We start from the raw sequence: 19867 nt of genomic DNA, 5'->3' as shown, positions 1-19867 counted from the left end.
CGGTCCGGGGCCGGTCCCTCCCACCGGCCGCCGCACCGCGAGCCTGCCGCGTGAGCGGCGGTGTGTCGGTCCAGGTCCGGGAGGCTTAAGCCGTGCGTGCGACGGATGGCCCGCGCACCGGACGGCCGCCGCCCCGGTTCCCGGCAGCGTCCGTCGAACCTACTGTGAGTAGCGTCTCCCGTGCACTGCGTTTCGGCGATTGGCCCCGTTTTCCCGGTCCGGTGCCGCGCGCGGCACCGCGTCCCGCCTTCCTCCCCGCCGTCCGGAGCCGGGCCCGCCCCGTCGACCGGCGCGGTCCGGCGGCGGGAAGGTCCCGGGCCGCGGGAGGGGAGCCGGGGCCCGGACGCGGCGGGACCGCGCACCCGCGGGTCCGCATAGACTCTGACCTTGTGAGTCTGTCTATCGGGATCGTCGGCCTGCCCAACGTCGGCAAGTCCACCCTCTTCAACGCGCTGACCAAGAACGACGCCCTGGCCGCGAACTACCCGTTCGCGACCATCGAGCCCAACGTCGGAGTCGTGGGCGTTCCCGACGCCCGTCTCGGCAAACTGGCCGAGATCTTCGACTCGGCGAAGGTCATCCCGGCGACGGTGGACTTCGTCGACATCGCGGGCATCGTGCGCGGCGCCTCCACCGGTGAGGGCCTGGGCAACAAGTTCCTGGCCAACATCCGCGAGAGCGACGCCATCTGCCAGGTGATCCGGGCCTTCGACGACCCCGACGTCACGCACGTCGACGGCGACGTCGAACCCTCCCGCGACATCGAGACCATCAACACCGAGCTGATCCTGGCCGACCTCCAGACCCTGGAGAAGGCGCTTCCCCGCCTGGAGAAGGACGCCAAGCGCAACGCCAAGGACAAGGACGCCCAGGAACTGCTCCAGGCCGCCCGCGACGCGCAGGAGGTCCTCGACGGCGGCACCTCGCTGTCCGCGGCCCAGGGCGTGGACCTGGACCGGCTGCGCGAGCTGAGCCTGCTCACGGTCAAGCCGTTCATCTACGTGTTCAACCTCGACACCGACGAGCTGGCCGACGGGGCCCTGCGCACCAAGCTCCAGGAGCTCGTCGCCCCGGCCGAGGCGATCTTCCTGGACGCCAAGATCGAGGCGGAGCTGGCCGAGCTGGAGGAGGACGAGGCGCAGGAGCTGCTGGAGTCCATGGGCCAGACCGAGTCGGGCCTGGCACAGCTCGCCCGGGTCGGCTTCGCCACCCTGGGCCTGCAGACCTACCTGACCGCCGGACCCAAGGAGGCCCGGGCCTGGACGATCCGCAAGGGCGCCACCGCCCCCGAGGCCGCCGGGGTCATCCACACCGACTTCCAGCGCGGTTTCATCAAGGCCGAGGTGGTCTCCTTCGACGACCTGGTCGCCGCGGGCGACATGCAGACCGCCCGCGCGGCGGGCAAGGTCCGCATGGAGGGCAAGGAGTACGTGATGGCCGACGGCGACGTCGTGGAGTTCCGCTTCAACGTCTGACCGAGCCGTACGCCCGTGAACAGGGGCCGCGGACCCGCGCCGAACCTCCGGCGCCGGTGTCCGCGGCCCCTGCTTTGTGCCCCGGGTCCGGAATCCCTCCGGCCCCGTCCGCACACGAGTGGTGCGGCATGCGGTGCCACTGATCGAAGGAGTCGGAATGTCGGTCACCGCGAGCGAAGCACGTAGACCCCCCATCCCTTCGGCCACGAGGGTCGACGGCTTCCGTCGCGTGGCGAGAGGCCGGTCGGCCGGCCCGGACGGGGGTCAGTCGGCGCCGCCCTCCTCGCGCAAGCGCGGTTCGACGCGCCGCTCCGGGCTGTGCCCCGCTTTGTCGGCGTAGAAGGCGCGGATGCGGCCCATGTCCTCCGCGACGTCGCCGGTCAGCTCGAAGGTCGGGCCGAGCCCGGTGGTCCTCGTGGTGCGGTCGACGAAACCGAGCGTCACCGGCATCCCCGTCTCGCGGGCGATGCGGTAGAAGCCGGACTTCCAATGCGTGTGCGCCCCGCGGGTGCCGTCGGGGGTGATGACCAGACCGAAGGTCTCGCCGGACCGCACGCGCCTGACGGCGTCGTCGACGACCCGGCCGGGATTCGCGCGATCGACGGGTATGCCACCGAGCGCGCGCATGATCGGGCCGCGCCAGCCCGTGAACAGGCTCTGCTTCCCCAGCCAGTGCAGCTCCAGGCCCAGGCGCCAGGAGATGGCGAGCATGAGCACGAAGTCCCAGTTGGAGGTGTGTGGGGCACCGATCAGCACGGTGGGGCGGTCGGGCTTGGGCTCGGTGGCCAGCTTCCACCGGCTGAGGGACCAGAACCCCCGGGCTGCGAGGTGTCGGAGCATGCCGCCAATCTAAGGCACGCCCCCGGGCGCACACGGTGGATCCGTGCTTGGGACCGGATCGGCCCGGAGCCGGGGGCTCTCCGCCGGGGGCGGCGGCCACTCCGCCGGGCGCGGAGGAGATCCCGGTTACATCCCGTCAACGGTTTCCCGGTCCGCGGGGACACATCTTGCTGCCTTCGAGGGAACTAATCCCTTTCCGGTCCGACCATAATTGCGGCGAAGTGTGTGGCCGCAGCAGGAGTTAGTGCAACCCTTGCCGTATTGTGCCCCTTTTGGGAAGTTAAGCCCATGTGCGCAATGTGCCGTTGGCGGGGAAACGCGGAGTCACCAAGGACGCTCCCAACCCGCACAATGCCTCACTATAGGGATGGGGTAGACAAGGGCATGGCGGAGACGCCGTCCGAAGCGGGCGGCACGGACCTGTGTGCAGGAGGCGGGGATGGCGAAGGCGTCGCGGCGCGGGGCCGCCGGGGGTGAGCCGGACGACGGCGGTGTGGGCCTCGACGCCCCACGCGCCCGACGGCCCCGGGCCGGATCCGGAGGGCGCTGGTGGGTCGGTGTGGGCCGCGCCGTCCTGTGGGCCTTCATCATCGTCGTCGTCTTCAACGGCATCTGGTTCCCGCTGCGCGGCGGGTTCGCCCTTCCCGACACCCCCGAGGAGCCCCAGCAGAGCGAAACCACCTACCCGGAGACCGCCGCCGCGGCCTTCGGCATGCGGTTCGCCGAGGCCTACCTCGACACCGCCGACCCCGAGGCGCGCCTGTCCGACCTGGCGGCGTTCGTCCCAGACGGGGAGGCCGCCGCCCTGGACGTCCCCGCCGACAGCCTCACCGGCGACAACCTCACGGTGGTCGCCGTGCACGTGGAGGGCGACCACAACGGCGTCGTCGTCGTGCGGGCCGACGTCAACGGCCAGCCCATGCGCCTGGACGTGCCGGTCTACGCCGACGGGGAGGCGCTCGTGGTCTCGGGCAATCCGGCGCTGCTGGCGGCGCCGACCCGGGCCAGCCTGCCCGAGGGGTCGGTCTTCGAGACCGACCCGGAGGCCGAGGAGCAGCTCGGGGAGGTGCTGTCCGGCTTCTTCGAGGCCTACGCGGGGGAGCCGGCGCACCTGGAGCGCTATGTGGAACCGGGTGTCGCCATCGCCCCGCTTCCGGAGAACAGCCTGGAATTTAGTGAACTGTCCGATATCACGGTGCCAACGCGGGCCTCGACCGGGAATGATGACGTACGACAGGTAGCGGCCACCGTCCGGTGGAACGTCCCGGCCTCCGACGGGACCGACACCGGGCAGATCACGCAGAACTACCTGGTCACCGTCGTGGACTCGGGCAGCGAGTGGCACGTGCGTGACATCCAGGGCGCCCCGCGCTCGTTCGGCGGATGACGGGGCCTGTAGGCAAGGAGAAGAGAAGGACCATGCGCACACCAGAAACGACACCGGGGGGCGGCGCCTGACATGCTCCCCCTGCTGTCCTCCACACCGGACGTGTTCCACGCCGCCGGAGGTGCCGACCTGCTCTTCCTCGCGGCGCAGACCACCGAGAACGCCCCCGACACCGGTGGCCTCGCCGACTTCCTGAGGGGCTTCTTCGGGCCCCTCTTCCTCGTCATCGTCTCCATCGTGGCGGTGTTCTTCCTGTTCACGAGGGAGATCACGAGGTTCGCGCAGTTCATCATCCTGGCGATCTTCATCGGGATCGTGTTCTACGTCCCCGGCATCATCGAGGTCATCGCCGTGGCGCTCGCCCGAGCGATGGGCGTATCGACCGAATAGGCGAGGGAGGCCGGGAACGTGGACCTGCCCACGTACACCAACATCTGGCGTATCGAGAAGCGGCTCTACAAGCTCTACGATTTCCGGCTGCCCATGCCGCTACCGGTGGGCACCTTCGGGGTCGCCCTGGGCGTGTTCGCGCTCTGGGTGGTCCTTCTCAGCCTCGTCAACGCGCCCTTCGTGTTCGGCAACGGCTGGCACCTGGTGCTGTGGGTGGTCCCGCCCGGTGTGATCACCGTGCTGGCCACCCGGCCGGTGATCGAGGGCAAGCGCCTCACCGAGCTGCTCATCTCCCAGGCGCGCTTCCTGGCCGAGGCGCGGGTGTACAACCGCTTGGCCCCCGAGTACGAGCCCGCCGAGGTCCGCGTGACCGTGCGGGTGTGGCACCGCGACCCCGCGGCCGGTCCGCTCCCGTCGGCGTCGCGGCGCCGCGCCGAACCCGAGCCGGAGACGGCCGGGGACGGGATCGCCGAGGCCGCTGACGGCGCGGTCCGTCCCTCCCGCTCCGACGCGCCGCCGCTGCTCGGCGTGCGCGGTCCCGCCGACGGTGTTCCGGCCGCCGAGACCGGGGAGGAGGCCCCCGCCCGGGGCGGCTCCGGGAGGCCGGACCGGGTACGGGAAAGGGTCCCCGCCGAGGCTCCGCGCATCCGGTCCGGAGACGACGAGGAGACCGGGAGGCGGGTTCCGGTCGGGGCGAAGGCCGCCCCCGTCCGGTCTCAGACCGCTTCCGTCCGGACCGAGAAGGCTCCGGCCCCGGAGCGGGAGGCCGCGGCGGAAAGGGCCCCGGCCGCCTCCGAACGCGCCCCCGTGGCCGTCGCCGCGCGCCCCGACCCCGAGGAGCGGCGCGCCCCGTCGCGACCGCGCGAGGAGCAGACCGACGCGTCCGCCGCGCCCGGAGGCGGCGGCGCGGAGCCCGACGGGCCCCGGCGCGGAGTCGGCCGCCGCGTGCTCAACTACTTCGGCTTCGCCCTCGGGTCCGGGCCGCGGGAGCCCAGGGAGGAGGAGCCCCGCGGGGCCGAGGCGGACGCCGGGGAGGACCCCGAAGACGGCTTCGCGCGGGAGAGGATCTACGGGACCGAGGGCGAGGAGCAGCGCGACAGCGACGCGTGGTTCGCCCGCCTGCGCGCCTCCTCCGGCGAGACCCCGGTCGGCCTGACCTCCAAGAGCGCCTACAGCGTCGGGGACACCGCGGCCATGAGCCGGGGAGAGCTGGCCGACGGGGTGGAGGAGCGGCGCGCATCCGGCTCCGAGGAGGAGACCGCCGCCGCCCGCCGCCTGCGCGGCCGTACACAGGGCCTCAGGGTCGCCAAGGACCTGGAGGAACAGCGCCGCAACGAGCGCGTGCGCGAGCGCGGCCCGAGGGAGCTGCCGACCTCCCGCGCCCGGGGGCAGGGGCTTCCCGGCGCCGGTGAGGAGGCGGACCGGCCCCGCCGCACGGGGCGCCCCCACGCCGCCCCGTGGGAACTGGAGAAGAAGGCCGAGCCCGCGCCCGGCTACGGCGACCTGTCGGACTACGCCGCCCGTTACGCGGCGGCCACCGGCCGCCCCCCGGCCGAGTCCGGTTCCCTGCCCTGGCTGCCGCCCTCCTCCGCGGAGCCGCGGGAGGAGGCCAGCGCGACGGCGGACGTGGACTCGCCCGCCCGCACCGACCGGCCGGAGGACGCGGTCGGCGCCGAGGACGCCGATGACACCGGGGACACCGCGAGTGGGGCCGGTGCGCCCGAGACCACGGACACGGACGCGACGGCGGACACCGCTCGTCCGGTGACGCGTGCGGCACGGGACACGGCGCAGGACGGGCCCGGAACCTCCGTGGATGCCGCTCCCGGCACGGGTACGCGGGACACCGAGGCCCCCGGGCGCGCGGCCGCCTCGGAACCGGCCGAGGAGGGCCCCTCGGTCGCCCCCCGCCGGGGCGCCACCGGGTCGGAGGACACCGAGAGCCGGTCCGTCCCGGGAGACGAGGAGACCGTCGCGCTGCGCGGCCTCGCCGGACACGGGGGTACCGCTGAGCGCGAGGACCTCGTCGAGCACCGTCCCGCCACGGGGAGCGGCGACACCACCAGGACCGAGCCCGCCGCCGCGCGGACCGCTCCCGGCGGCCCGGACGCCCGTCCCGCCGTGGACGCGTCCGCTCCGGACGCGCAGGCCCGGGGCATGGTTGCTCCGGACGGCACGACCGCGCCGGGCACCCCCGACGCGCGGGTCGCTCCGGACACCGGTGTGCCCGCGGCCCCCGCGCCCGAGCGCTCCCCCCACAAGCCCGCCCTGGAACTCGACCACGGCACCGGCGAGCAGGACGCCATGCCCGGGAAGCCGCGCGAGGAGTCCCAGGACCGCGGTCCCGAGTGGGACGAGCACATGTCCGTGCTCGACAACCACCTCATCACCGCCGACACCCCGGCGCCGCCGCGCCCGAAGTTCGCCGACGCCGTCCCCACCCAGGAGCGAGACGCCAAGGACCCCTCACGGTGGTTCGAGGACGGCAGGGAGCGCCACCCCGACCAGCCCAAGGTCGGCGACCGGGGCAACCCCCTCATCCCCGCCAACGAGCTGCGCGAGGAGAACCCCGCCCCGGACGCTGCCGGGGAGACCGCCGGGACCGCCACCGGCGAGGCGGTACGGGACGCCGAACCGGCCGGGCGCGCCCCCGCCGACGAGCCCAAGCCGCCCACCCAGCTCGACCACGGAACCGGTGAACTCGTCAGCTTCGTCGAGGTCCGGGACGACCACGGGCGCGGGGACGGCAACGTCCGCGTCGACCCGGGCGCCGACCAGGTCCGCCGACGCACCGCCTCCGACCTGGAGAGGGCCGAGGCCGAGGCCCTGGCCCGCCGCCGACGGAACGCGCGCGGGGAGGCCCGCGGCTCCGGTGAGGCACGGGAGCCCGACGGCGCACCGACCCGTGCGGCCTCCGGTTCCGCCGGAGCCGACCGGGGCGACGCGTCCTTCCGCGCCCGCTGGAGCATGCGCGCCACCGGGGCCGCCGTCGGGGACGCGGACACCGCCGCGAAGCCCGACTCGGCCGCCGACCCCCGGAGCGAGCACCCAAGCGTCGGGACCGCCCGCACCGATTCCGGGGCACGGGAGCAGCGCACCGGCGCCGCCCGCCACCCGAGGGCCAACCCCAGCATGGCCGACGCCCTCGCACAGGAGCGGACCTCCTCCGAGGAGGAGCGGACCTCCCCGCCGACCGGCAGGGAAGCCGAGGACACCGTCCGGCCCGAGGACGAGGCCGTCGTGGGCCGCCCCGCCCCGACCGACGGTCGGGAGCACCCCGCCGAGGAGCTCAGGGAGCCCGAGGACCCGCACGACGGCGTCTTCCACCGGGTGGCGCAGAACGCGCGCAGGCTCGGCCAGCTCTTCGGCCAGCCCGTGCCCGGAGAGGAGCCCGAGCCCTCCGAGCGCGAGCCCAGGACCGCACTGGAACTCGACCACGGCACCGGCGAGCAGGAGCGCCTGGGCGACACCCCCAACGGCGTCCCCGCCCACCGGACCGAGGAGCCCGAGCCCCGGAGGCGGTCCGAGGAGCCCGCCACCAGCGACTCCGGAGGCACCCGGGGCTGGCGGCGCCTGGCCAAAGTCGTCACCGGCGGTACGGCCCCCGTGCGCTCCGACCTGCCGCCCAGCGACATCGAGCGCCTGCGCACCCCGCTGGACGGCCCGCGCAGTCTCGTCGTGCTGGGCTGCACCGGCGGCGCCGGACAGACCGTCACCGCGCTGATGATCGGCCACACCCTGGCCGCGCACCGCGACGACCTCGTCGTCGCTGTCGACGTCAACCCCGGCCCCAACGGCCTCTCCCGCCGCGTCGGCGCGCAGACCCCCGAGACCCTCACCGGGCTGCTCGCCAACGCCGAGGCGATCCAGGACTACTCCCGGATGAGCGGCTACACCAGCCGGACCGCGACCGGCCTGGAGGTCGTGCAGACCCTGGACGACCCCTACGTGCAGACCCTGGACGACCGCGACTACGGCCAGCTGGCCTCGCTGCTCGGCGGGTTCTACGGCGTCACCCTGCTGGACCCGGCGGCCACGGGCGTGGCGCGGGCCCTGCCGGTCGCCGACGGGCTGGTGCTGGTCGCCCCGGCCAACGCCGACGCCGAGCGCGCGGTCTCCATGACCTTCGACTGGCTGGACGGCAACGGCTACGGCGCCCTGCGCGCCAGGTCCGTGCTCGTGGTCAACGGGGTCAGCAAGCGCAGCCTGCAGGACGTGGACGCCGCCGAGCGGGTGGCCCGCGGCCGGTGTCGCGCCATCGTCCGCATCCCCTGGGACGACCACCTCGGTTCGTCCTACACCAGGATCGACGTGGGCGCCCTGCGCCCCGCCACCAAGCGCGCCCACGGCGCCCTGGGCGGGGTCCTGGTCAACTCCCTCACCCAGCAGTAGCGCGGAAGGCGAGCCGTCCGGCCCCGGACGCGGACCCGTGATCCGGAGCCGGACGGCCCCGGATCCGGGGCCGTCCGGCACGGGAAAACCCCCGTGCGGGGCGGGCTCGGGGCCCGCCCCGCACGGGGGCGCCGGATCATGCCTTCCGGGCGGGTACGCGTTCCGCTCGCGGCGGTCGGCGGCCGCGCGGCGCGCTCGGGCGCGTCAGCGGCCCACGGGGGCGAACTCGCGCGCGGAGAGGAACTCCGGGCGCGGGGCGGGGGCGCTGAACGGTCTGTCGCAGGCGTTCTCGACGCTGTTGAAGACGATGAAGACGTTGGACCGGGGGTAGGGCGTGATGTTGCCGCCCGAGCCGTGCATGCAGTTGGAGTCGAACACGGTCACCCCGCCGGCCGGGCCGGTGAGCACGTCGATGCCGTGCTGGTCGGCGAGGTAGGACAGGGAACTCTGGTCCGGGGTGCCCACGTGCTGGCTCTTGAGCGAGTCGCGGTAGTGGTCGTCCGGGGTCTCGCCCACACAGGAGACGAACGTCCTGTGCGACCCCGGCATGATCATCAGAGCGCCGTTGTGCGCGTAGTTGTCGGTCAGGGCGACCGAGAAGCTGACCGCCCGCATCCGCGGCATGCCGTCCTCGGCGTGCCAGGTCTCGAAGTCGGAGTGCCAGTAGAACGAGCCGCCGCCGAAGCCCGGTTTGTAGTTGACGCGGCTCTGGTGCACGTACACGTCCGAGCCCAGGATCTGGCGGGCGCGGTCGACCAGGCGGGGGTCGTTCACCAGGTCGTCGAAGACCTTGCTGACCTTGTGCACCTCGAACACCGAGCGCACCTCGTCGGAGGAGGGCTCGACGACCACGCGTTCGTCGCCGCGCAGCCCGGGATCGGAGCTCAGCCGCTCCAGTTCGGCGCTGTAGGCCCCGACCTCGTCCGGGGTGATGAGGGAGTCGATCTGGGTGTAGCCGCGCTCACCGTAGGCGCACAGCTCGTCGTGGGAGAAGGGGCCCTCGTCGGTCCCCCAGACGGCGGGGTCCCTGCGGTACAGCAGGGCGGGTTCGGTGCTCTTGCGTGTGGGGTATTCGTCCGCGGTGCTGGTCGGAAGGTCCATCTGCAGAGTCATGGTCGATCCCCTGGCGGGGCTCATCCTCTCCGATGTCGACGGTTTCTCCTACGACATGCGAACTTAACAAAGGGCAGGCAAGCCTACTTACGGCTTCTTTATGTGCGGTGTTTAGTGTCCTTTTTGTCGGGTATGACAGTTATACTATATGGGGGGAAACTGTGAGGGCTGCCGGTTTTCCTTCCCGCTCTTATCCTTATCTGGGGGACGGGTTCCGTCGTTCACCTGCGCGGCGTCACTCTGGGTGAATATAAATGAACTGAAGGTGAGTATCCCCAGGTCGTCCGGCTGCACCCTTCGTCTCCGGGGTCGCTTGTGAAAGAACACACTTTTGCTGTGTGCTAGATCACACGAATAAGGTTCAGGGGCTGGTGCAGAACTCCGGGACAAGGGGCGGGGCGTCATCCCCGATTCCGGTGGAATTTCCCGTGGGGTACTGGTGGGAGAGGGGCGGTTGTCGCACAGTGGTGTGGTCCGTGCTTTCTTCCCGCCCGCTCACAGAGGAGAAAACGTGCCCTCCCCCCGCCCCCGTGCGCTTCCCCGCGCGCTCTCGGCCCTCAGCGCCGCCGTACTCGCCGTCGTCCTGGGCTGGTCGGCCCCGGCAGCCGCCGACCACGTCCTTCCCCCGGGCATCCCCGGCACCTCCACCGCCCAGAGCCAGCTCGACTCCCTCACCGTCCGGGCCAAGGGCCCCCAGACCGGCTACGACCGCGGCCTCTTCCCGCACTGGAGCGTCGTCGACAGCCCCTGCACCGCCCGCCAGTACGTGCTCGTCCGCGACGGCCACGACGTGGTGACCGACTCCGACTGCCAGCCGACGTCCGGCCGCTGGTACAGCACCTTCGACGACGTGTGGTGGGACGGCGACGTCTCCCAGATCAGCGTCGACCACATGGTCCCGCTCAGCGAGGCCTGGAAGACCGGCGCGGCCGACTGGACCACCGAGCGGCGACGCGACTTCGCCAACGACGTCGACTCCCCCCAGCTCTGGGCGGTCACCGTCAGCAGCAACAGCGCCAAGGGCGACAAGGACCCCTCCCAGTGGATGCCGGACAACACCGCGATCCACTGCGACTACGTCAAGGCCTGGACCAACGTGAAGCACCGCTACGACCTCACCGTCACCTCCGCGGAGAGGTCCGCCATCCAGGACACCATCGACACCGCCTGCTAGGTCGTACTCCTCGGAGCATCCCGGTCCCGCCCGTCGCCCTCCGCCACCCTCAACGGAGAGCCCTCGGCTCCAGTACTCCCGCGAGCACCGGGCCGTCTCCCGCCGCGGCGTTTCCGCTTGAAAAGCCGATCAGGCTGACCCGCGCGAACCGTCCTGCGAGAGATCGCCCGGACGGCCGCTCGCCGATCCGAAGGCCTCCGCGGAACACTCCCCGGGCCGCCACCGGGCGGGACGCGCGCCGACCGACACGCACCCTCCACCGCCGCAGGTCGGGCCCGTCTCCCCCGGGAAGCGGGCCCGACGCCGCCCTCCGGGGTTCTGGCGCGCCGTAACCCCGTCCGCTTCTCCCGTTCCGGGGCGATACTCCACTATGAAGGGGGCGAGGGCGGCGGGTCCGGGTAGGAACGACGGAACCCCGCCACGCGACGCGACCAGAAGGGCGAAGAGATGACCGGCACCAGGGGGACCCGTGGCGCGACCCGCCTCGCGGTCCGCTACTTCGACGACCGCGTGCTGTTCAGCGACAGCGAGGCCTGGGCCTACTTCCGCCTGCCCACGGTCTCCTACGAGTTCACCACGCCCGAGGAGCGCCAGGCGCTGGCCACCAACGTCACCATCGCCCTCGCCGCCATCCGCATGAACGACGCCGAGGTCCACCTGCGCGTCGCCCACCGCACCTACCCGGCCGCGGAGTGGGCCACCCGGCTCGACGCCACCTCCGACTCCGGCCCCGGCTGGTACGACTACCTCGACGAGACCTACCGGCACGTGTGGGCCAAGGACTTCTGGACCAAGGAGGTCTACCTCGGCGTCCGCCTCGGCCAGCGCAACGTCGGCGCCGGGCTCGGCCTGTTCTCCCAGCTCTTCGGCGCCTACCAGCGCACCGAACAGGTCCTGGGCATCAACGACGACGCCGTGGACGACCGCGAGATCGCCCGCTGGACCGACCAGGCCGAGCGGCTCGGCCGCGCCCTGGCCGCCAGCTCGCTGCACGCCCGCCACGCCACCTCCGACGAGATCGCCTGGCTCATCCGGCACGCCGTCAGCGGCACCGCCGAGGAGATCCGCCCCTCGGCGGCCGGACGGCGCACCTGGGGCCGCGGCGAGATCGAGGCACTGGTCGACGGCGTCGTGCACAACGGCCGCTCCGCGCTGCGCCTCGAGCAGCCCGCCGGTTCCACCCACGTCGCGTTCCTGTCCTTCTCCCGTTTCCCGGACCTGATGCCCTTCCCCGACGGCGAGCCCTGGATGCACCACGCCGACGCGCTCCCCTTCCCGGTGGAGATGTCCCTGCGGATGAAGCTCATCCCGCCCGCCAAGGCCTCCAAGGACGTCGGCCGCAAGCTCGCCCACGCCCGCGACATGGACGCCCACATCCGCGAGGCCGGGGTGGAGGCGCCCATCGCGCTCGCCGAGCAGATCGACGCCGCCCGCATGCTGGAGCACGGCATCACCAAGGAGCGGCTGCCCTTCGTCTACGGCTGGCACCGCCTCATGGTGTCCGCGCCCACCGAGCGCCTCCTCGGCCAGCACGTCGAGGCTGTCGTCGAGCACTACCGCGACATCGGCATCGACGTCATCAACTCCACCGGTGACCAGTTCTCGCTGTTCAACGAGTCCCTGCCCGGCGACCGCATCCGCCTCAACGCCTACGCCCAGCGCCAGCCGCTGCGCACCATCGCGGGCGGCATGCCCACCGCCACCGTGGACGTCGGCGACCGCGTCGACCACTCCGGCGGCGGCTGGGTGGGCCCCTACGTCGGTGAGACCCTCGGCCGCGCCCGCTCCATCGTCCACTTCGACCCCATGGTCGCCGCGGCCCGCAACCGCCCCACCGCCATCGCCATCACCGGCGAGCCCGGCGGCGGCAAGACCACCCTCGCCCTCCTGCTCATCTACCAGCTCGCCCTGCGCGGGGTCACCGTCGCCGCCATCGACCCCAAGGGCGACGCCGAGTCCCTCGTCGAACTCCTGCAAAGACGCGGCCGCAAGGCCCGCATGATGTCCCTGGGGTCGGCCCAGCCGGGCCTGCTCGACCCCTTCGCCTTCGGCGACGACCTGTCCGCCAAGAAGACCATGGCCACCGAGACCCTGCGCCTGCTCCTGCCCCGCATGAGCGAGGAGCGCGAGTCCGCCATGATCCAGGCCGTGGCCGCCGTCGCCAACCAGCCCCAGCCCTCCCTGGCCAAGGTCGTGGACCACCTGGTCTCCTCGCCCGGCGCGGCCTCGCGCAACCTGGGCGCCGTCCTGCAGTCCATGTCGGAGATGCGGCTGGCCAGCCTGTGCTTCGACCCCCAGGGCGAGGCGCGGATCGACACCGAGGGCTGGACCACCGTGTTCACCCTGGGCGGGCTCACCCTGCCCGACTCCGGCGTGGGCCGCGACGACTACTCCTACGAGCAGCGCCTGTCCGTCGCCCTGCTCTACCTGGTCTCCCAGTTCGCACGCCGCCTGATGAACGGCCTGGACCGGCACCTGCCCAAGGCGATCTTCCTGGACGAGGCATGGGCGGTCACCTCCACGCCCGAGGGCGCCAAGCTCGTCCCCGAGGTCTCGCGCATGGGCCGCTCCCGCAACACCGCGCTCATCCTCGTCTCGCAGAACGCGGGTGACCTCCTCAACGAGCAGGTCACCAACTGCCTGTCCTCGGTGTTCGCCTTCCGCTCCAGCGAGCGCTTCGAGGTGGAGAGCGTCATGTCCCTGCTGGGCGTGGAGACCAACGAGGACCACCTCGCCGTGCTGCGCAACCTGGGCAACGGCGAGTGCCTGTTCCGGGACCTGGACGGCAGGGTCGGACGGATCGGCGTGGACCTTGTCTCGGAGAACCTGCTGCGCTGGCTGGACACCAACCCCACCCGCCAGCGCCCTAGCGAGGAGGATGGGGACCTGGTGCCCGCGGGCGGACGCGACGAGCAGCTCTAGGCGGTCATCCCAAACTGTTGCGGGTGTGACGCAGGAGCCCTCTCCTTCCGGTGATCCTGCTGCTGGAGGCGCTGTGGGACGCGGACAGCGCCTCTGGACGCGGGATCACCGGGGAGGGGGCGGGCCGGTGGGCCCTTCCGGTCACGGGGGTGCGCGGCGCCTGGTTCGGGGCGCTCCCGGGTGGGAATCTCCTACCCTGTCGGGTTCCGCCCCGGGCGCCCGACCCCCAGCCCCGGCATTTCGACCCCCACCGCTCACGAGGGACCGCCCATGCGTGAGGACGCCGTCCGGCCGCGACCCGTCATCGACCCCGCCCTGCCCGCTCGCCAGCGCCGGGAGGCCCTTCCGGGGACGCAGCCCCCGGGACCCCCGCCCAGAGGCGGCGGGCCCGCCGAGGCCCGCCCGCCGCGGCTGTCCGACAGCGGCGTCCACCTGCTCGGCGTCGGGTTCACCACGACCCTTGCCCTGATCACCGCGGGCTGGTACCTGGGCATGGTGATCGCCAGCGTCAGCCTCGTCGCCTACGTCGCCGCCCTGGCCTTCCGGCGCGACGCCCACCCCGCCGTACGGGCCGCGGGCGCCGCGGCGGGAGCTGGAACGCTGGTGGCCGCACCGGCCTGGCTGATGGACGTCGTGCCCCAGGACCCCTCCCCGGGCATCCCCTGGGTGGTGTTCGGGGTGCTCGTCGCCGTGGTCACCGCCGACACCCTCACCTCGCGGGTGCGCCGGACCGGCCGGGAACGGCACCGGGACCGGGTGGTGCTGCCCGACGACGTCAGCGAGGGCGACCACGCCCTGCTGGTGGAGGTGCAGCGCACGATCGACCTGGTGCGCGGGGCCCGGACCGAACTCGGCGGGGAGTCCCTGGACACCGACCGGGCGCTGACCGTCCTGCACGAACAGGAGTGGCGCATCGCCTCGCTCCTGGCCCGGCAGCGCGAACTGCGCCGCTCCCACCAGCGCCGCTGGCAGCGGGCGGTCTCGCCCCGCGTCAGGGAGGCGCTCAAGCCCCAGCGCGAGCACCTGCACGCCGTCGGGGAGGCCGTGCGCGCCCGGGTCGCCCAGATCACCGAGTACGGACGCCTGGTCGAGCAGGCCGTCGCGGCCCACCGGGAGTGGGAGCAGTGTCAGGAAGCGGTGGACTCGACCGCGGAGTACACCGAGCACCTGGCCGCGGCGGGCTTCCTGGGCGCACGGGCCGCGGACGTCGCCGAGCTGGCCGCCACCGCCGCCCTCGCCCGGCAGGTCCGCGACGAGCGCGTCAGCCGCCTGGCCGGACACGACCTGGTCGCCCACGGATGAGCCTTCGCGGACACCGCCTCCGGGGACGCGCGGCGGCGGACCACCGCCGCCGCGGCACCGGTTGTGACCAGCGTCGCGGTAGTTGTCCGGATGCGGACAGTGGTGACTTCGGCAATCGTCCCCAAAGACCTTCCGCTTCTGACACATTGGGCGAATGAGTGAAGTCAGGGAGAGCGTTCACCCCCTCACCTCCGCCAAGGAGACTGTGGCGGTCGGGGTCGCCTCGGGCCGGGACGGGTTCGTCGAGCTCCTCCGGGACGCCCGCCGGAGCCTGCTCGACACGCTGGAGGACGGCGACCCCGGCGGGCGGGAGGTCCGAGAGGCCTCCGCCCAGCTCCACGACCACGTGGACCGGGCCCTGGCCGAGCACGTCCAGCGCCAGCGCCGCTGGCCCGCCCGCACCGACGGCGAGCGCCTCACACGGGCCTTCCGCGCCCTGGACGAATCCGGCGTCATCGCCCGCGAGGAGTTCACCTGCTGCGAGCGCTGCGCCAGGACCGCCCTGGAGGGCGAACTCGCCGCCCGCAACTCCCGGCCGTCCGACACCCCCGCGCGCGGGTACGCGTTCTACCACGACCAGGACGCCGCGCACGCGGTCGCGGGGTCATCGCTCACCGTCGGCTTCGGGGCCAGCCACCCGATCCGCCGCGCGGCCGTCGGCGAGGAGGTCGCCGAGGCCCTGCGCGCCCACGGGCTCACGGTCGAGTGGGACGGCGACCCCGACCGCAAGCTCCACGTCGGCATGGACTGGAACCGCCGCCGCTTCGGCCGCGGGGCCGCCTTCCCCGGGCCCGCCGTGGACGGCGAGCCCATGGTCCACGTGTCCTTCAACAACCCGGGGCCCTACGAGGTCCCCGACTGGGTCTCCCACTACCAGGGCCGCGTGAGCGTCCGCGAACTGTCGCGGATGGTCCTGCCCTGGCTGCCGCGCTTCTTCGTCGCCACGCTGAGCAGCGACCGGGGCCACACCATAGCCCTCGAACGCGACTTCGACCTCCTGCGAGTCCGGCACGGACCGGCTTTGTCCCGCGAACGCGTGGAGGAACCCCTCAGCCGCTGGGTGGTGGGCGCCGTCTGGCCGCGGGAGGAGGCCCGCTCCGCCCACACCGGGCTGCTGGAGGTCCACTACGCGGACGCCGCCGAGGAGGGCCTCGGCTTCATGGACTACGCCGAACCCCTGGAGACGGCCGCCGCGCGCCTGGTCGTTCACCGCCTCACCCCGATCAAGGGCACGTTCGCGGTCTTCAGCGCTCCCGGCGGCGCCGTCGTGCAGATGGTGTGGGAGAGCGGCCCCCGGCTGTGGATGGAGACCCCCTCGCCCTCCGAAGCGGTGTCGCGGGGCCGCCACGTCACCCTCTCCGAGGCGGAGGAGACGGTGCGTGTCCTGGCGGAGGAGGGGCGCGTCGCCCTGGGGGAACTGGGAGAGCTGGAGGTCACCCACTGGTGAGCGGTCCGGGGGCGGCGCAGGGACCGGTCGGCCCCACGCTCGCGACCGGATCCCGCGGGGGTTCTCGGCGCTGACCGGTGTTCCGCGGCGCGCCCTCAGGAGCCGCCGTTGCCCGCTGCGCGCGTTCGCGCGAACCCCAGCGCGGCCAGACCGAAGACGAGTCCGCCTACCAGGAACCAGGGGTTCCACAGCAGCAGCGTCCACATCCGCTGTTCCGGGCTGACGGCGATCTCCCGGCCCGCGGGATCGGCCAGCAGCATCACCTCGACGGTGGCGGCGCGCAGCAGCAGCACGGCGCACACGCACCAGCCCAGGGTCCTGACCACCCGTCCCGTCGGGCCGGTGGGACGCGGTCTGGAGAGGAGCCAGCCCAGCGCGCCGCCGACGAGGCACAGCAGCCCCACGCCCCACAGGCCCACCGCCACGAACCACCCTGGGCGTTCCGCGGCCACGGGGCCCGCCGAGACGCCCAGGCCCCAGTTGCCGCCCAGCGCCCAGTAGAGGTGGAGCACGGCGAAGGCGACCGCCCAGGCGCACGCGACGCGACCCCACAGCCCCGACGCCGCCCTGTCCCCCCGGTCCCGTGGATTCTCGTGCATAGCGAGCAGCATGCCACCGCCTCCGCGCTCCGGTGCCCACGGCGCCGTGAGAACCGGCGCGCCCGGCCCCCGGGTCCTGAGCGAAGGCGCCGGGGGCGACGTCAGCGGAAGCCCGCCCCGAACCCGAAGTAGGCCCGCGCCCCCGCCGGGATCAGCAGCAGGCCCGCGACCGCCAGGTTCACCAGCAGCACCAGCACGTAGACCGGCAGCTGTTCGGGGGCGTAGACCACCACCGTGAACATGTTGAGCAGCAGGACCACCGCCGCCGCCATCTGCAGGAGCACGACGCCCCCGTAGACCAGCCGCGACCGGGTCATCAGGGCGGGCGCCGCTACCGTCGACAGCAGACCCCAGACGTAGAGCTGGGCCATGGAGGCCCCGTTCACCTCGGCCCCGCTGGTGGACTCCACGGTGAACAGCACCGCGAGGACCAGCAGGTAGAGCCCGTTGAGGACCAGCATCACGGCCGCGGTGACCACGGTCGCGGGCATGCCCCTCCGGGGGCGCTCCCACGGCATCTGGGCGCCGGTGGCCGGGACGCCGTGCCCTGGGAACATCCCCGGGTGCCCCGGGCCGCCGACCGGCTGGCCGGGCAGCGGGCCCCGCCCCGTCGGCGTGCCGACGGAGGGGAAGGGGAGGGAGAACTGGCCGGTCGCTCCCGGGGGCGGGGCCAGCTGCGGCCCGGGCTGGTGGCCGGTCGCGTGCGGCGCCCGCGGGTAGGCCCCCGGACCCGCGCCGGGGCCGTGCGCGGACGTGCCGTCGGCGGGGTGCGGACCGGTCCGTCCGCCCGGGAAGCCGGGACCGCGGGGACCGTAGGGGAACGCGGGGTCGTGGCGCCCGCCCGCGAACCCGGGACCGTTGGGGCCGCCCGGGCTGTGGGGGCTGTGGGGTCCGCTCGGGAACGCCGGGGCGCCCGGTCCGCCCTGAGGTCCGCCGGGGCCGTTCGGGCCGTTCACGAACGCGGGGCTGTTGGGGCCGCTCGGGGCCGTACGCCACGGCGGGTGGGGGCCGGAGCCGGGAGCGCCCTGGCCCGCGCCTCCCTGACCGGCGGCTTCCGGACCCGCGGCGGGGAACGGCGGTCGATAACCCCCCGAAGGACCGGTGGGCACAACGCCGCCGGACCCGCTCCGGGCCTCGCTCCCCGGAGCCTTCCACGACCCGCTGTCCGCGCTCTGGGGGCCGGTGAGGGGCGCGGGTCGGCCTCCGGCGCCGGGGGAGTCCTGTGCCCGCACGCCGACGCCGCCGTCGTCCTCCTGCGCCCGCTTCTCCCGCTCCAGGAGGGCCAGCGCCTCGTCGGGGCTGGGACGCGCCGACGCCTCCCTGGCCAACAGCGCCGCGATCAGCGCCCGCAGCGGCGCGCTCTCGGGGCTGTGCTCCACGTCGTCCAACGACAGCCGCGGGGGCATCGGCGCGGTCAGCACCGCGCTGATGATCCCCGTGATGCTCTCCCGTTTGAAGGGCGAGCGCCCCTCCAGGAGCGCGTACAGGGTGACGCCCAGGCTCCACAGGTCCGACGCGGGCAGCGCGCGCTTGCCCTCGAACCGCTCCGGCGCCATGTACTCGGGCGAACCGATGTACACGCCGGTCTGGGTGAGGGCGGCGCCGCCGTCGACGTTCGCGATCCCGAAGTCGGTCAGCACGGTCCGGTCGTCGTCGGTGAGCATGATGTTGGCGGGCTTGACGTCGCGGTGGGTGACCCCGCCCGCGTGTACCGCCTTCAGACCGCCGAGCAGCGACCTGGCGGCCTCCTCGACCCGCTCCACCGGCATCGGACCGTGGTGGTCCAGCCGGTACTGGAGGGACTTGCCGCTGAGCAGCTCCATCACGATCCACGGGCTGTCCTCGTGTTCGAGGACGTCGTGGACCGTCACAACCGCCGTGTCGCTGATCCGCGCGGTGGCCTGGGCCTCGCGCAGCGTGCGGGCGTGCGCCTCGGCGCGGGCCTCGGGCTCCATGCCCTGGGGGATGAGGACCTCCTTGATGGCCACGTCGCGCTGGAGGGAGGGGTCCCAGGCGCGCCACACGGTGCCCATCCCGCCAGCGCCGAGCCTCTCCCGCAGCTCGTAGCGGCCGACGGAGGAGTGACCGGAGGCGGACATAGGCGCGCATCCCTTCGGGGGGTCGGGAGAGGGGTGAAGATGCGCAGGACAATCTATCCGAGATAAGCCCTACAGCAGCACTTTGTGACACTCGTCCGTGTTTCCTGAACCATTCTCCCCCGATTGCGGACAGTTCCCCAGGCCCCGGTGCGAGTGTGGCCGGTAGCGGTCACCTGCGCGGCGGGTGCGGAGTGGAGAGGGGGCGGCGGGCCCTCGCCCGACACCCGCCGCCCGGGGCCCGCGTAGCCCCGTCCGCGGCGGCTCCCGACCGGGCGGGTTCAACACGGTGGTCGGTAGGGGGAGGGGGCAGTCCAGGCGGGGAGGGGCTGGTGAGTCGGAAGGGAACAGGGCGATGCCGTTGTGGACCTAGGTCAGGTTTCGGTCCTGCGGCAATGCGGACTCGGGGTTCCACCGAAGGCGGTTCTGGCATCCGGTGCCAGTCCGCTTCATGGTCTGATGTCCGCTTTTGGTGGCGAAACTGGATGTGACGCCCCTCATAGTGCGGAGGTGGCTAGGAAATTGTGGCCTTGTGGTTTCCGGGTGTTTCGGAAGACCGTTCGCGCCCACTACCTGCGTAAACGTTGACAGAGGCGGTCTTTGTCCTCCAAGGTCTGGCCGCATCGGGGGAGAGAAGGGGAAAACCCGACGCGTTGCGCCCGTTCCCCTGCCCGCTGATGACGCACCATAGAGGATGGGTAGAGATACGCGGGGCCTTGCGATCGCGCAC

At 73.0% G+C, this 19867-nt stretch carries 12 protein-coding genes; 8 read left to right on the top strand and 4 right to left on the bottom strand.

All coding sequences use genetic code 11. From position 1 onward, the window contains the following. Nucleotides 1–389 precede the first annotated feature (389 nt). Nucleotides 390–1475, top strand: a complete 1086-nt coding sequence (ychF, locus tag KGD83_RS25175) for a redox-regulated ATPase YchF (RefSeq protein WP_212641468.1) — start codon at nucleotides 390–392, stop codon at nucleotides 1473–1475. 264 nt (nucleotides 1476–1739) lie between these two features. Here the strand turns inward: ychF and KGD83_RS25170 are convergent, their stop codons facing one another. Further along, nucleotides 1740–2315, bottom strand: coding sequence for a 1-acyl-sn-glycerol-3-phosphate acyltransferase (locus KGD83_RS25170; protein WP_212641467.1), 576 nt, complete (start codon nucleotides 2313–2315; stop codon nucleotides 1740–1742). 439 nt (nucleotides 2316–2754) lie between these two features. On the opposite strand from KGD83_RS25170, the gene KGD83_RS25165 reads away from it, so the two are divergent. The 3 genes from KGD83_RS25165 (at nucleotide 2755) to KGD83_RS25155 (ending at nucleotide 8484) form a co-directional block, all read left to right on the top strand. Then, the gene (locus tag KGD83_RS25165) at nucleotides 2755–3702 is read left to right on the top strand and encodes a conjugal transfer protein (protein ID WP_212641466.1); all 948 of its coding nucleotides are present in this window, start codon (nucleotides 2755–2757) and stop codon (nucleotides 3700–3702) included. 72 nt (nucleotides 3703–3774) lie between these two features. Beyond that, the gene (locus KGD83_RS25160; RefSeq protein WP_013151193.1) at nucleotides 3775–4092 is read left to right on the top strand and encodes a hypothetical protein; all 318 of its coding nucleotides are present in this window, start codon (nucleotides 3775–3777) and stop codon (nucleotides 4090–4092) included. An 18-nt stretch (nucleotides 4093–4110) separates the two neighbouring features. Beyond that, a complete protein-coding gene (locus tag KGD83_RS25155) occupies nucleotides 4111–8484 on the top strand; it encodes a TcpE family conjugal transfer membrane protein (RefSeq protein ID WP_212641465.1) in 4374 nt (1457 codons plus the stop codon). A gap of 204 nt (nucleotides 8485–8688) precedes the next feature. Here KGD83_RS25155 and thpD read toward each other — a convergent pair whose 3' ends face one another. Next, entirely contained in the window at nucleotides 8689–9597 is a 909-nt protein-coding gene (gene thpD, locus KGD83_RS25150; RefSeq protein WP_212641464.1) for an ectoine hydroxylase, read from the bottom strand. 511 nt (nucleotides 9598–10108) lie between these two features. Between thpD and KGD83_RS25145 the strand changes: the two genes are divergently transcribed. From KGD83_RS25145 to KGD83_RS25130, 4 genes are all read left to right on the top strand, one after another. Further along, nucleotides 10109–10771, top strand: a complete 663-nt coding sequence (locus tag KGD83_RS25145; protein ID WP_212641463.1) for an HNH endonuclease family protein — start codon at nucleotides 10109–10111, stop codon at nucleotides 10769–10771. 447 nt (nucleotides 10772–11218) lie between these two features. Further along, nucleotides 11219–13693 carry an ATP-binding protein gene (locus tag KGD83_RS25140; protein WP_212641462.1) on the top strand — a complete coding sequence of 825 codons (2475 nt, stop codon included), beginning with the start codon at nucleotides 11219–11221 and terminating at the stop codon, nucleotides 13691–13693. Nucleotides 13694–13963: 270 nt separating this feature from the next. Beyond that, entirely contained in the window at nucleotides 13964–14995 is a 1032-nt protein-coding gene (locus tag KGD83_RS25135) for a hypothetical protein (protein WP_212641461.1), read from the top strand. A gap of 154 nt (nucleotides 14996–15149) precedes the next feature. After that, nucleotides 15150–16442 (top strand): DUF6891 domain-containing protein, encoded by a 1293-nt coding sequence (locus KGD83_RS25130; RefSeq protein WP_212641460.1) that lies wholly within the window; start codon nucleotides 15150–15152, stop codon nucleotides 16440–16442. Between the two features lie 95 nt (nucleotides 16443–16537). Here the strand turns inward: KGD83_RS25130 and KGD83_RS25125 are convergent, their stop codons facing one another. Both KGD83_RS25125 and KGD83_RS25120 read right to left on the bottom strand, forming a co-directional pair. Continuing rightward, complete coding sequence (locus KGD83_RS25125) at nucleotides 16538–17041, bottom strand: DUF3995 domain-containing protein (protein ID WP_212641459.1); 504 nt, start codon at nucleotides 17039–17041, stop codon at nucleotides 16538–16540. A gap of 101 nt (nucleotides 17042–17142) precedes the next feature. Beyond that, nucleotides 17143–19140, bottom strand: coding sequence for a protein kinase domain-containing protein (locus KGD83_RS25120; RefSeq protein ID WP_212641458.1), 1998 nt, complete (start codon nucleotides 19138–19140; stop codon nucleotides 17143–17145). Between the last annotated feature and the right edge of the window lie 727 nt (nucleotides 19141–19867).

The organism is Nocardiopsis akebiae (assembly GCF_018316795.1).
In the GTDB taxonomy this organism is placed as follows: domain Bacteria; phylum Actinomycetota; class Actinomycetes; order Streptosporangiales; family Streptosporangiaceae; genus Nocardiopsis; species Nocardiopsis dassonvillei.
This window is presented reverse-complemented; position numbering and strand designations above follow the sequence as displayed.

Excerpts from the sequence above, each read along its gene's own strand:
- KGD83_RS25170 (WP_212641467.1), bottom strand. The coding sequence starts at position 2,315 with ATGCTCCGACACCTCGCAGCCCGGGGGTTCTGGTCCCTCAGCCGGTGG.
- KGD83_RS25165 (WP_212641466.1), top strand. The coding sequence starts at position 2,755 with ATGGCGAAGGCGTCGCGGCGCGGGGCCGCCGGGGGTGAGCCGGACGAC.
- KGD83_RS25160 (WP_013151193.1), top strand. The coding sequence starts at position 3,775 with ATGCTCCCCCTGCTGTCCTCCACACCGGACGTGTTCCACGCCGCCGGA.
- thpD (WP_212641464.1), bottom strand. The coding sequence starts at position 9,597 with ATGACTCTGCAGATGGACCTTCCGACCAGCACCGCGGACGAATACCCC.
- KGD83_RS25140 (WP_212641462.1), top strand. The coding sequence starts at position 11,219 with ATGACCGGCACCAGGGGGACCCGTGGCGCGACCCGCCTCGCGGTCCGC.
- KGD83_RS25135 (WP_212641461.1), top strand. The coding sequence starts at position 13,964 with ATGCGTGAGGACGCCGTCCGGCCGCGACCCGTCATCGACCCCGCCCTG.
- KGD83_RS25130 (WP_212641460.1), top strand. The coding sequence starts at position 15,150 with ATGAGTGAAGTCAGGGAGAGCGTTCACCCCCTCACCTCCGCCAAGGAG.
- KGD83_RS25125 (WP_212641459.1), bottom strand. The coding sequence starts at position 17,041 with ATGCACGAGAATCCACGGGACCGGGGGGACAGGGCGGCGTCGGGGCTG.
- KGD83_RS25120 (WP_212641458.1), bottom strand. The coding sequence starts at position 19,140 with ATGTCCGCCTCCGGTCACTCCTCCGTCGGCCGCTACGAGCTGCGGGAG.